The sequence below is a fragment of the Ignavibacteria bacterium genome (genome assembly GCA_017302895.1).
Taxonomy (GTDB): domain Bacteria; phylum Bacteroidota; class Ignavibacteria; order Ignavibacteriales; family Ignavibacteriaceae; genus UTCHB3.
Window position 1 is genome coordinate 140,519 of record JAFLBV010000004.1, and the last position, 13,551, is coordinate 154,069.

Sequence of the window (13,551 nt, forward strand, 5' to 3'; positions counted from 1 at the left end):
TTTCACCTAAACTTTAATAAAATTCTGTGACTTGGTAATTGCATTATAGATATGTGCAAGAAATCTTTCTTTTGTTGACGACACTTTTTGCTCTGTAGTAGGTTGTACATTAATAAGTGTTTTCACAAATTCATCATATCTGCTCGAAATAAAAGAGCCTTTTGGCCAATGATTTCCCGGGTCAGAAAACAAAGCTCCAACATCAATGCTTCTTAGTTCCTTATAATTAGTTGTAAAAGCTTTATTATCAAACATAAAAGTACCAGCCCCGATCGTTGAACGAATCTGATATATCCAACCAGGATTGAAAATTTGACCGTCAATTGAGTAACCAAAATGCTTGAAATACTGATTTATTTCTTTTCGTTCCTCAGAAGTAATTGTCGAATACTCGTTTATTTTCATTTTTTCAAAACGATCGATGAATCCCGAAATTCCGGGACCATCTGATGCTGCCTCATTAAGTGACAATGAAATATGAGCCAAAGAGAAAAACGCACCTAATCGGTTCGCAAACAAATCTCCGGAATTATTTTCACTACCTACAAAATCATTAAAGGAAAAGTTGAAACTGTTGTTATGATACTCAACAGCCTTGTAGACATATTCGGCTTTTTGAGAGTCCAACCCCTGTGTACGAGTGAAAAAATCATAGGCAGCACAAGCACATAAAAGTTCTGTGATATGACATGGATTTTTTTGATTACTGCCTCCGGTAATAGTTTTTTCACCACCATTAACTTGATCAAAAGATTTGCTCTCAATCGGCCAACCTATGTGGTACAAAATTTTATAGCAATTTTGTACTGTTGGGTCTTGGATGTAGAATTGAAGAGCCGCCTGACTGTTGAGTGGGAAAAAAGTAGAGTCAGCGATTACACTATCCTCTTTACTTGACATTTGCTTTTGGTCAGGTTTCTTGAAAGTAAAATATTCTGTCAAAAGAGTTGACCCAAACTTTGTTTTATCGAAATCCAAACTCGATGATCCTTTGGACCTAATCTTAATGAAATCTTGAAAAGCTTTGGGGAGTATAGGAATTGAAGATGCACCCGTACCGCCAAAAACTGAACCAAAAATAAAAACTCTTGCATTCGTACTTGTTTGTTGGAGCTTATCCATAAAACTCCCAAGCTCTTTTTCCTGGGTCTTTGCACTTTCACCTGAAAGTAGATTCCTTGCAGCTTCAACTATACCATGATACATAAGGTATGACCCCAAATGTGTCTGAGATCTATATCCGTGAGCCAAGTCAAATTGTTGGACTGTTTCTGCATCGAGGAATAAATCTGCTATTAACTTATTGTTTCTCTGTTGTTCTCGATCACCATGGGTTAAATTAGAAATGTTTTTAAAATTTTTCCTTTTGGTATCAGAGTAATCAGTATAGAATTTGTAAAGATTTAATTTTGCTGAGAAAAAAGTATTTGCATTTGGTGTCCCGCCTTCAATATTACCGGCTTTTTTAATTCTATTGTACAAATCTATGAGTTGTTCTGCCCTGGCTTTATTTCCATTTGTTTGATCTGTATCAAGAGTTAATATCTCGATTTCTTGATTGTCAAACATGCCGATTGCACAAAGATGTGTGAAGGATTCCAAACACCTCATACCTGTACCTCCGACTGCTATTACGAATAGCTTATCATTCATTTTTTCATCCCTCTTTTTAGAACCAATTACCGATTTTACCGGTTTTAAAGATTTTGCTAAGAATAAAACCCAAGATCAGATAAACGACCAAACTGCAAACTGTGGCAATTGGAAGCGTCTTCATAAAATTGTCAAATATCATTTGATCATCTGCTGCATTAGGTGCCAATAAAAAGAGTCCAAGAAGATAGAATATAACCGGAGTGAGGATGGCAATTATCCAAAATACGATTTTTCTTTTCTTCACATCTTTTGGATTTGATCCGCTTTCAAATTTGATGGCGACCGAAATTCCTGAAGCGATTAAGATCATTAATGCTGCGAAGATTGCTGAAATAATATAAGTTGTCATGGTTCTGTCCTTTTTAATTTTTTTCTAAATTAGTCTTTTTTTTGGGTGGCACCGAATTTTATATAATAGGTATAGAGAGCTTTCCCTTTTGGATTTATCTCAGGGTCTTGCAATGTATTTCTGATCGCTTCGAGGAGTGAATTGTTGACTTTGTCTTTTTGGGTGGCGGATTGCCACTCGAAATCTTTAAGTTTTTCATTTGTGGAGTTAAATTCAATATCGTCATAGACAATATCCACTCTTAATAGAGCATTTTCCTTCTTTACATTTTTTTTCTTATAATTCTTATGAAACTTGGTCTTCAATTCAATGTTACCGGGATCGTTCTTAAGATGGTCCTTGAATATTTGACCGTCCAGTTCAAATATTTCATTCCATAACAGATCAGTTAATTTAGCAGGGGTGAAAACCCAATCACTCTTTATTTTATCGCTGTTTTTCTCGTAACATTCAGTAATAAGAGTATTAGTCTGACTGCTTTTATCCCAGACCTTGTTTTTCCCTTCATCAGTCGTAAACTGAGGTACTGTCTGTTTTATTTTACTGTATTTTGTAAATTTTTCGAAATTCTCTGTAATGTCATAAACATTTACAATTAAACTCTTAAGGCTATAATAGGACTTGTCCTCTGCATTTAGCATAAGATTCGACAGAAAAACACCGTTCTCTTTTTCTATTATATTCTTCACATATTCTTCGAGATCGTCGTTCCATACTTTATTAATACCAATTACTTCGAACCGGTCACCATTCTCTTTAAGTCCATTAAAGTTGTAATTTACCCACTTCTTAAACTCTTTGTTTGCAATTCCTGAACTCTCATTACCGTCGTACTTATTTTTCAGAATGAATGGGGTGCCTCCCAATTCAAATTTTTTGGTAGCATTCCTGCCCGCCAGTGCATCTTCAACTTTTTTCACAAGACTTTTGTCCGTTGAGAGTCCGTAAGTAAAAACGGTGAAGAAAAGGTGTTTTTTTGTGTTTATACCTGATTTAGCATTTTTCTCGTCAAAATCAGTATAGAAGAATGTTATCGAATTTCCTGCCTTCAACCATTCAATAAAATATTTCTTAGGGTAATTTTCGAACTGTTCTTTACCATCTGATGTATACTCTTCAAAATCTGTTACGAGCAAAGCATCATTCTTGAGTTCAACAATCTGTTTTAAAGCTTCTTGAATGGGGGCCATATTATCTTTATAAGCAGAAGGATTTGTAACTTTATTGAACAACTCATTACTTGAATAATTTAATTTTTCAATTTTGGAGTTACCAAGTGAGAACCATTCAGCATCAGTACTGACTAATTTATTTGTAATCGCTTGAATGATCTCTTTGTTGGCAGGATTGCTTGTGTAAGCCTGGACAAGCCCGTCTGAGAAATCTATGTAGACTTTCGGATTGTCGGAAGGTTTTTCTATCGAATAGTTTTGTGTTGCTCGATGGTACTGTACTATACTTTCGCCAAAACTGGAGTAAGGATTAAATCCCTCCCAAGCTTTTGACTTTTCTTCTCCATTGCACCCTGCAAAATAAATCAAAAATGATATTAGAACCAGTTTTTGATAATAATTCGTTTTCATAGAATAACCTGTTAATTTGTAGATTATTGTTGTTAGTTCAGTTTATAGCTTGGTATTCATTATGTTCATAATAAGTGGTTTCTCATTTTATCTTTCATTCCTTTGAGAACCCATCCTTGTTTTGAGCCTTTTAAAAGTGAATTTTCAATCACTTCAGTGCCAAACAATATAAATAGAGTAAAATATCTTTTTGACCTGCGTTAAATTAATTACATTTTTGGAAATTTCCTAATAGTTGTAAAATTTTTTTTTATTATGAAATACATTTGCTAAAATTTGTTTGGTCATTGGTCAATATTTTTATTAATTTATTTAGTAGTATTACTAACTATTTTAGTAGTTTTACTAATTAATTCAATAGTTCTACTAATTGAAATTTCTCAATATTTTTTCTTAAATTTTTCTACCCACATGTCGCCACAAGGGCTCACTCATGATTGGGGATGTTTTTCTACCCACATGTCGCCACAAGGGCTCATACTTCATACCTCTGCCTTCATACTTCCTTTTCTACCCACATGTCGCCACAAGGGCTTTCTTAGTTATCAGGGAGTAGGTATTAGGTATTATTTGTCTTGTCCTGAATTAAGTTTACAGAATTCATAACTAATAAATCACAATTAATAACTAATACCGTTCTTTGCGGTTTGTTTCTACTGTTGCTGTTTAACATTTAATTTATACCTCGATTTTTCCGTCATTAAGTATTAATTTTAAAGATCATTTTTTGGAGATTCAATGAAATTCAAATTTATCCTGTTACCGGCTCTGTTAAGCTTTATTCTTACTTTGTCATGCACAACAAACAGACCGGTCTCAACCAATTTCTCATACGAACCATCGAAACCCGTCGCAGGTGGAGAAGTAACCGTAACATTTGACGCGAACGGAAGTCATGTCGAAAAGGAAGCATCGATAACTCTGCTCGTTTTCGAACACTCATCAAAAGAACCCGTTGCCAAAGAAGTGGTGATGACCAAGGACGGTAGTTCATACAAAGGGAAATTCAAATCCGAAACAGGTACCAAATCACTTGTTGTCGTCTTTAAAGGTTCAAAATCACTCGAGAACAATGAAAAAAGAGGTTTCCGGATTCCGCTCTACGAAAAGAATGGCGATGAAGTGAAAGGCTCTGATGCAGCTTATGTGGATTTCATGAGAAATTTCGGCGATCTGGCTGAAATGAGCCTGAAAAACAATGAGCTGTTCAAACTCATAAACAACGATTTTGTTATAAATCCCGGATTGAAAGTTCAATACTATCCCGTTTATGTCAGCCTCCTGAGAAGGGTTAAATCCGATATTTCCGACAGTCTGGTCAGAATGGACATGGCAGAATTCTCGACGCAGAAGGATCTTGATGAATCACATCTTGTCGCACTTGTCAGAGGTCATGAAATTTTAAAGGATGCCGAAACCGCCACAAAGTACAGAGAGATTCTTTCTTCAAAATTCCCCAAAAATGACCTCGTGGTTCAGGCGAGAGTGCAGAAAATAAGGAAGGAAACTGACTTAAAAGCACAAAAACAACAGGTATTGCAGTTTCTGAAAGATATGCCTGACAGCAAGTTTGCAACAGCTGTTACCGATGCATACCTCAATGCTTTCTCCAAAGACCTCGAATGGGCAAAAGTGGAGAAAGAGATCGTTTCATCAGGTTTTGAGCCTTCTGCATTTTTCTACAACAAATTCGCAAAAAAATACTTGAATGAAAAGGATGCAAAACCCGATCTGTCGCTTCTGATCAGCAAAGTGGCTTTTGATAAAGTGGTTAAGGAACAAAAAGATTTTAAAAACAAACCCCTTTCAATATCCGAATCATCTTACAGGGACGGGCTGAATTCCACACTTGCGATGATCGCATTCACGAGAGGACTGGCGTTCAAAAAACTCGGTAAAAGTGCCGATGCTCTTGAGATGTTCAAACTTGCTGTTGATGCCTCAAAAATGGAGGATATGTCGGTTATCCCCGAATATCTGGATGCTCTTGCCGGCTCTGGAAAAAGAAAAGATGCCCTTGAAATTGCGAAAAATCTGAAAGCGGAAGCTAAATCGAATCCAAAACTCGACAGCCTGCTGACTGCATTTTATATCGCTGAGAATAGTGGAGAGATCGGACTGAAAGATTTGATGACCACACTCAACAAAAAGGCTGACGAAGTTATCTCCGGTAAACTTAAAAAAGAGTTGCTTGACTACCCCGCTTCCGACTTTACCCTTCTTGATTTGAACGGTCAGGAAGTGTCGCTCTCCAAGTTGAAAGGGAAAACCATCGTTCTCGATTTTTGGGCAACATGGTGCGGTCCTTGCCTCGCTTCATTCCCTGTGATGAAAAAAGCGGTCGAAAAGAACGCTTCAAATCCTGATGTCGTTTTCCTCTTTGTGAATGCATGGGAGAATGTGAAGGATAAAAAGAAAAATGCCGCTGATTTTATCACAAAGAACAACTACCCGTTCCACGTGCTTATGGATGAAAAAGACAAAGTAATCACCGATTTCGAAGTGTCGGGAATCCCGACAAAATTCATAATCAATAAAAGCGGCAGGGTAAAATTCGAATCCATCGGATTTGAAGACAACGAGGAATTGTTGCTCAAAGAGCTGGATATGATGATTGAAATGGCGAAGTAGCTTAATATTTCAAATTAAACAAAAAAAGGCTGCCCCGTTTGAGGCAGCCTTTTTTAATATCTTCCCGTTATGATCTCTGTGGAGATTGTTGTGGGATTTAACTCTTACAGATTCTTAACACCATACGGAAGTGACCAGACATCGCTCTCAACAGGAGTGGAATCATCCTGCACCGTTCTTTTCGTCAAAACATCCATAACCATGTGGAAATAGCCGGCATAGTTGGTGGTGTTGAGTACGGCACGGTAGGTTTTTGTGAAACTTGTCCCACTCGAGACCGTAGAGACCAATTCGAAAACCTGTTTGTTTTTGTTTATTCCTCTGTTGTCTGCTCCGTAATTCAGGATCACATAGTCAGGGTCATCGGTGGTCGAGAGTACTTTAAGAGTAAGAGTGACCTCTGAATTCTTGTCGAATACAGGCAACTGTTTGAATCTGGCGATCCCACGGGCGAGATAAAGACCGTTAGGTGAAGTTACATCTATCGGAACAATTCCCGGAGCTGTAATCTGAAGAGATTGAATTTTCGAGATGCTGGTTGCTGTTCCACCCTGGACTGCAGACCATGCAACCAGTTTCCAGTTGTTTCTTGGGTTACTGGAGCTGTTCACTTTCTCAAAAACAAGATTTCTCTTCACAACAGCAGTATAATTTTTCCTCAGAAGTGTATCCGAAATGCTGTTACTGTCTTTTTTTGCCCTGATGATTAAAGTGTTGTTAAATGTGAAAGTAGCTATTCCCAAAGCGGAATCACCAACTACACGAATCTGAAAACTTCTTGTAACAGAATTGATTTTTCTCTTAACATCCAGGGTGATCCAACCGGAAGCAATTTTTGCCACTTCCCCGGAAACATCATCCTGCCAGTTGGCTTCAAAATTCAGTACAGTACTGTCTTCCGCTGCAATGCTCTGCATCGCTTCGACATTTACATCTGTTGGTTGAACAGGATTGTCGCTGCTCTTGCATCCGTTGAATCCTGCTATCAGGGCAAGAGTGAAAAGAAACAACACTGTTTTAGTGATTGATTTAAACATTTTATTCTCCATTGTTTTTTGTTTTTTTCTTAAGATCAGTTTTATGACAAATTAAATTATTTCATGGTTTAATCTAAAAAGAAAGAATTCAGAAGTGTGTATTTGCTAACACAGTTTTGAGGGATGTGTCCCAAATCAAATTTTCAAATTTCTTTGATAGAGGTTTGGGGAAGGTTATTTTTATTGTACTAATGGCTCGAGGATAAGTTCCAATGGCGGGCGGCGAAACATCCACATTGTGATGTTTCGATTTAGTGGTATGAAATGTTTTTAATATGAAAGATCTTTATTCTGAATCGAACAACTCCTTGAATCGTCTCCCGCCCATGAACTTGTCGTTGTAATACTTTGTATCAAATGAAGAAACTATAACACCCTGCTTTGTGCTGGCGTGAGCGAACATACGGTTACCGAGGTAGATGCCAACATGTCCCGGTCTTGAGGAGGGGCGGGTATCAAAGAAGACAAGATCACCAAGCTGGAGGGCTTCCATCGTGGGGACAGCCTCACCCTGAGTGAACTGGTCACGGGCAACGCGAAAAAGGGAAAGACCAAATGCCTCCTGAAACACGAGTTTTGTAAACCCTGAACAGTCGAGCCCGTTACGGGTATTCCCACCCCAAACATAAGGGGTACCGAAATATTTGATAATATTCATTATCAGCTTGTCGCTGTTCTGCTTCTGTTTTTCCGAGAGGTTCTCAACATTATGCATAATAATCTCTTCCATCGAGATATTTTCATTCTCGGGAAGATAGTAATATGTGTCATCAGGTTGGGGATCTGTTTTATCGGGGATCCGTTTGTTTTCACTGTTATCGGGGAGAGGGCTGGTGACTATTGTATCAGCATCTCTTTTTGAGGCATCCTGTACCGGATCGCCGGAGGGTTTGTTTACCTCAACATCTTTTCCCCTTCCGGGAGCAGAAGATAAAGCGGAACAGCCGGTCAGGAGAAATACCCCGCCGGCTGTTAATAATAAAACGAATAAGCGCAAATTATGCACCAAGATAAGCCTTTAAATTTTTAGTTTTCGGGTTTCTTTGTAAACGCCTGATGGCTTTTTCTTTGATCTGTCTTACCCGCTCACGAGTGAGACTGAATTTCTCACCAATCTCTTCAAGAGTGAGGGAGTGTTCTTTGTTCAAACCAAAATAAAGCCTAATCACTTCCGCTTCTCTTTCTGTTAAAGCTGAAAGCGCCCTGCTGATCTCTTTTTTGAGGGATTCAGACATGAGAGTATAGTCAGGCTGCGGATGCTGGTCGTTCTGCAACACATCAAGAAGTCTGTTGTCTTCACCCTGTGCAAAAGGTGCATCAACAGATACATGTCTTCCCGAAATTTTAAGTGTATCCGCCACTTCATTGACATCCATGTCAACTTCGATGGCTATCTCGGAAGCTCTTGGCTCTCTCTCATATTCCTGCTCGAGCTGGCTGTATGCCTTTGTGATTTTGTTGAGAGCTCCAACTCTGTTCAGAGGGAGTCTGACGATTCTCGACTGCTCAGCAAGTGCCTGAAGAATTGACTGACGAATCCACCACACTGCATACGAAATAAACTTGAAGCCACGGGTCTCATCGAATCTTCTTGCTGCCTTAATCAAGCCAAGGTTTCCCTCGTTGATAAGGTCACCAAGCGACAGTCCCTGGTTTTGATATTGTTTCGCTACCGATACAACGAACCTTAAGTTGGCTTTTGTAAGGGTCTCCAATGCATTCTGGTCTCCGTTTTTGATACGGATGGCAAGTTCTATTTCCTGATCAGGAGTAAGCAAATCTACTTTGCCTATCTCTTGTAAATATTTATCAAGCGACTGGCTCTCACGGTTCGTATATTGCTTCGTAATTCTCACCGATACCACCTCTCTTTTTTAAAGGTTAATCAAAAGTTATAAATTCTTATTCGTGTATAATGAGTCAACTATTGCCACAATTGACGCATCCACAGGTGCCATGTCCACCGGGAGGGGTATTACTGCCTCAGAGGCGGTAATATAAACCACTATTTCACCGGGACCTGCCCCCACTGTATCAACTGCGATAAACGGGCTTCCTGTATCTTCATAATCTGCATTAATCGGCTGAATAATTCTAAAAGAGGAGCTTTCAAGACTCTCATACTTTCTGGTAGCCCATAAATTCCCGATCACTTTTGCGAGGAACATCTAATCCGTCTTATCGAGTTTGTCGATTATTGCCATTATTACAGCATCAACCGGTTTGTTCTTTGTTATATTGGTCTGTCTGGCACTGCTTCCAGTAGCCACAAGCACCACTTCACCTTCTCCGGCTCCTACGCTGTCAACGGCTATTACAAAATTCGTTTTATCTTTTAATTCCAAATCAAGTTCACGGACGATCAGAAATTTTGCACCAACGAGGTTTTCGTCCTTTTTCGTTGACCAGATCGTTCCAATTACTCTTCCAATAATCAATTTAACCTCGAATTTCGGGTTTTACAGGTTGTCTTATGTAACAATTTTTACGGGATTTTAATTCCTGCCCGCAAATGATTCAAACAGATTAGACGAAACGGCTAACTGTTCGTTCCGCCGCCTGGTAAAAAACTCGTACCGGCTATCGGAGCATCGATTCCGAACCAGTCCAACACCGTCTTGCCTGCATCTGCGAAAGTGCTCCTTACACCTAGCTCACCGGGTATCACACCCTTTCCGGTAATAATCACCGGAACATATTCCCTGGTATGATCGGTTGAAGTGACCGTGGGGTCGTTTCCGTGATCGGCAGTTAAAAGCAGAATATCCGATTCATCCATATTTCTCAAAATTTCAGGGAGAAACTTGTCAAAATCCTCAAGCGCATTTGCAAAACCAGCGGGATCGAGTCTGTGACCATAATAGACATCAAAATCAACCAGATTGGTCATGATAAAACTGTTGCTGTTTTCTTTCATCGCTTTAAGAGTGGCAGCACATCCTTCACTGTTGGATTTCGTGTGGATTATATTTGTCAGCCCTTTCTCGTTGTAAAGGTCACCGATTTTCCCGATTCCAGTTGTCTTTATTCCATTTTTCACAAGATAATCAAGCATCGTCTCCGACGGCGGATCAAGGGAATAATCTCTTCTGTTGGTTGTCCGTTTGAATGTTTCCGCGGATTCTCCGACAAACGGGCGTGCGATTACCCGGCCGACAAAATAGTCTTTTAGAACTTCATTCCTTGATATCTCACAAATCTCATAAAGTCTCTGCAATCCGAAATGTTCCTCATGTGCAGCAATTTGAAAGACCGAATCTGCCGAAGTATAGACAATGGGGAAACCCGTTCTAATGTGCTCCTCGCCCAGTTCCTTTATAATTTCCGTACCTGATGCTGCTTTATTTCCGAGGATACCTTTGCATCCTGTGGCTTCCAGGAAATGATTCACAATCTCAGGTGGAAAACCACCATGAAAGTAATCGAAATCCTTTGGACAGATGATCCCTGCGAGCTCCCAGTGTCCTGATGTGGAGTCCTTCCCTTTTGATACTTCAAGCATCTTGCCAAATGCTCCCACGGGAGCACCGGCGGGAGCACCACCGGGTACCGGAGCAATATTGCCGAGTCCGAGTGAACGGAGATTCGGGATATTCAGTCCGCCGTTTTTTATCGCTGTATTTATCAAGGTGTTGCTCCCCTGGTCATTGTAGTTGGGAGCATCGGGTAATTCACCGATACCAACACCATCGAGCACTATAAAGATAAAATTTCTGATCTCTTTCTCCTAAATTGATGAGCAAACTTTCCCGCCGTTCCCGTCCTGTGCCTTTTGAAGGGCCAGAAGAGCGGGCTGGAAAATTTCCTCGAAACTGTTTTTGTTGTCTGCCGGAGCTATCCCGATAGAAATTGTAAATCCACCGGATGCTCCCGGTGATGATGCAGACTGCTTTGCCACTTTAGTCTTAAGCCTTTCAGCCCACATAAATGATGTCTTGGCGTCTTTCCCGAAAAAGAAAACCCCAAAAACATCTTTGTCAAGTTTACCTATAACTGATGTTTGATTCACATCAAGTTTAATGAACTCAGAGAGCCTTATCAATGGTTTTGAGGATATATCGCCACCAAAGAGTTCCATCTGCTCCGGGAATTTATCCACCGCAATAAGTGCGAGCGAACCCGGTAGCTTAAACTGCTGAAGTCTGTAAAGGTCCTGATCCACTCTCTCCATAAAGAATTTTTTATTCAGAGTTTTTGTCTCTGCATCATACAACACATCATTCCTTAACATCATCTGAAGGGAATGGTTATAGAACACATAGGAAAGCAGAGAGTTGATCCTGGCAACAAATCGAGTCTCAGCCGAACTGAAGGCATTATTCTCGGGAGATTCCAAACAAAGGATACCGAGCAACTGACCGTTCACATTCAAAGGCACTGTAAAAAACGACCCTTGTTCAGCCCTCTCTTCGTTAACTGAAAAGCGGGGGATCTCTTCTTCACCAAGATTTTTATAATATAAAGGCCCTTGATTCGAGAGTTGTATTCCAGCCAGGGTATTTGAAATTTCAACTTCAGTTCCTTCGGCAAAATGGGGAACTCCATCGGTACTAAACACCCTCGATATTTTCAGCGTTTTCGAGTAACCCGAAAAATCGAGGAAATAAATCACCTTTGCCGGTATCAGTTCACGCAATCTTTGCTCAAAAACTGCCAGAATATCATCCACTGAAGTGGAGACCAGCAACTGGTCGATGATGGCATTCAATACTTTCAGTCGTTTTTCCGCAAGACCTTCAAGAAACCCTGTTTGTACGATTGAGAGCATGTGAGTAATTATTCTAACATACCTTCCAAGTGCGAACAGTGTTTCAGTTCCAAATGCTTCGGGGTCTTTCGAGTCTATTGCGAGAACAGCAATTATTTTACGGTCGAAAAACACGGGTACCGCTGCAAAACTCTTGATTCCATGTTTCGAATTGTAGTATTTTATAAGATTCTGCTCATCTTCATCTTTGATTCCGTTGAGATAAACAGGCTTTTCGTAGCTAACCACCTGACTTAAAAGATCACTCTCCACCGGGATTGACATTGCCCTGAAATCGTTGACTCCGACCACATAGGCGGCAGGATTCAATTTTCGGGTTGAGGGATTGAGCCAGAAAAAGACGGCACTGTGTGAAAGAAGATTCTCACGGATCAATTTAATGGTTTTATCGAGAAAAAAGCTGATCGTTGCCTTGTTGTTCTCCACCCCCGGAGCAGCTTCGTTGGTAATCTCGAAATATTTTTCACTGATATCCGTTGGTTCTTCATCACTGAGTGTGATGATATTGGATCTTTTTGGGGGGTCTTTTGCCGTGGCAGTATTCTGTTTGAAAGCCGATTCTTTTTTTGGTGCATCGGGTTTAAAAATGCCCGTGACCTTTACCGCTCCACCGTCAAAGTCATCAATTTCAGGCTCATGTTTGGGAGTGTCATTAAGAATCTGATCAAAAGTTTTCTGCTCCTTTTCCTTTTTTAACACAGCAAAAAGAAGGAGAAGATTTACAACCAGAATTACGCCCATTACTATTCTGGTAACTGTGTCACCAATAATGAACAGTAACAAAAAAAGCACCGGAGCGAGTGCGATCAAGGCTATTTTTATGAGCGGTTTTTTATTCATCGAAATTATAAAACTCTTTGACCTTCAAAAATAATCCTGATCGGTGAGATAATCAAATTTTAGATTATTTTTATCTGTTCAGATGATCTTTTATTGCTGAAATAACATTTTTTTTGAATTTTCCCGACTTAATTGTGTAAGGAAAAATGCTTTCTCCCATTTTAAGTCCGGGGAAAGTCTCGGATACCTGCTTCATCGACCGGCTTAATTCGCTCTGATTCAGTTTGTCAGTCTTTGTCAGCAGTATAACATAAGCAGCATTCAGACTTTTGCAGAAATTGTGAAAATCGATATCATGTTCACTTTTTGTGACCCTGCTGTCAACCAGATGAATCACAAGTTTGATCATGTCAGATTCATTGAAAAACTTTAAAATGAACCTTCCCCAAGCATCCCGCTCTTTTTTGCTCACCTTTGCATATCCGTATCCGGGAAGATCTACAAAATAGAAGGAATTGTCTATCTTGATGTAGTTCAGGGTCTGGGTTTTCCCCGGAGTCGAGCTCACTCTAGCAAGTCCCGGCTTCCCGGTAAGGTGGTTTATGAAGGAAGACTTTCCTGCATTTGACCTTCCGGCTATAACTATCTCGGGCAGCCTCTCTTTAAGGCTTGAGATATCGTTGTATGATCCGGTAAATTGTACTGATTCAAACATATAAAAAAAGAGTAATCCGAACCCGGATTACT

General features: G+C 39.8%; 12 protein-coding genes. 1 reads left to right on the forward strand and 11 read right to left on the reverse strand.

Going from position 1 to position 13,551, the window contains the following annotated elements:
- Positions 1 to 6: 6 nt before the first annotated feature.
- The 3 genes from J0L60_14845 to J0L60_14855 are packed head-to-tail and all read right to left on the reverse strand — an operon-like array spanning position 7 to position 3,588.
- Positions 7 to 1,653 carry a hypothetical protein gene (locus J0L60_14845; GenBank protein MBN8547409.1) on the reverse strand — a complete coding sequence of 549 codons (1,647 nt, stop codon included), beginning with the start codon at positions 1,651 to 1,653 and terminating at the stop codon, positions 7 to 9.
- A 16-nt stretch (positions 1,654 to 1,669) separates the two neighbouring features.
- A complete protein-coding gene (locus J0L60_14850; GenBank protein ID MBN8547410.1) occupies positions 1,670 to 2,005 on the reverse strand; it encodes a hypothetical protein in 336 nt (111 codons plus the stop codon).
- Positions 2,006 to 2,034: 29 nt separating this feature from the next.
- Positions 2,035 to 3,588 carry a hypothetical protein gene (locus tag J0L60_14855; protein ID MBN8547411.1) on the reverse strand — a complete coding sequence of 518 codons (1,554 nt, stop codon included), beginning with the start codon at positions 3,586 to 3,588 and terminating at the stop codon, positions 2,035 to 2,037.
- 738 nt (positions 3,589 to 4,326) lie between these two features.
- On the opposite strand from J0L60_14855, the gene J0L60_14860 reads away from it, so the two are divergent.
- Positions 4,327 to 6,219: a TlpA family protein disulfide reductase gene (locus tag J0L60_14860; GenBank protein ID MBN8547412.1), complete on the forward strand. Its 1,893-nt coding sequence runs from the start codon at positions 4,327 to 4,329 to the stop codon at positions 6,217 to 6,219.
- A 104-nt stretch (positions 6,220 to 6,323) separates the two neighbouring features.
- On the opposite strand, the gene J0L60_14865 is transcribed toward J0L60_14860, so the two are convergent.
- From J0L60_14865 to J0L60_14900, 8 genes are all read right to left on the reverse strand, one after another.
- Entirely contained in the window at positions 6,324 to 7,256 is a 933-nt protein-coding gene (locus J0L60_14865; protein MBN8547413.1) for a hypothetical protein, read from the reverse strand.
- 286 nt (positions 7,257 to 7,542) lie between these two features.
- Complete coding sequence (locus tag J0L60_14870; protein ID MBN8547414.1) at positions 7,543 to 8,253, reverse strand: C40 family peptidase; 711 nt, start codon at positions 8,251 to 8,253, stop codon at positions 7,543 to 7,545.
- Position 8,254: 1 nt separating this feature from the next.
- Positions 8,255 to 9,121 carry an RNA polymerase sigma factor RpoD/SigA gene (locus tag J0L60_14875; protein MBN8547415.1) on the reverse strand — a complete coding sequence of 289 codons (867 nt, stop codon included), beginning with the start codon at positions 9,119 to 9,121 and terminating at the stop codon, positions 8,255 to 8,257.
- Positions 9,122 to 9,148: 27 nt separating this feature from the next.
- Positions 9,149 to 9,424 carry a EutN/CcmL family microcompartment protein gene (locus J0L60_14880; GenBank protein MBN8547416.1) on the reverse strand — a complete coding sequence of 92 codons (276 nt, stop codon included), beginning with the start codon at positions 9,422 to 9,424 and terminating at the stop codon, positions 9,149 to 9,151.
- Entirely contained in the window at positions 9,425 to 9,694 is a 270-nt protein-coding gene (locus J0L60_14885) for a EutN/CcmL family microcompartment protein (GenBank protein MBN8547417.1), read from the reverse strand.
- 101 nt (positions 9,695 to 9,795) lie between these two features.
- Positions 9,796 to 10,974 (reverse strand): phosphopentomutase, encoded by a 1,179-nt coding sequence (locus J0L60_14890; GenBank protein MBN8547418.1) that lies wholly within the window; start codon positions 10,972 to 10,974, stop codon positions 9,796 to 9,798.
- A gap of 9 nt (positions 10,975 to 10,983) precedes the next feature.
- Positions 10,984 to 12,864, reverse strand: coding sequence for a GAF domain-containing protein (locus J0L60_14895; protein MBN8547419.1), 1,881 nt, complete (start codon positions 12,862 to 12,864; stop codon positions 10,984 to 10,986).
- Between the two features lie 70 nt (positions 12,865 to 12,934).
- Positions 12,935 to 13,519: a YihA family ribosome biogenesis GTP-binding protein gene (locus tag J0L60_14900; GenBank protein MBN8547420.1), complete on the reverse strand. Its 585-nt coding sequence runs from the start codon at positions 13,517 to 13,519 to the stop codon at positions 12,935 to 12,937.
- Between the last annotated feature and the right edge of the window lie 32 nt (positions 13,520 to 13,551).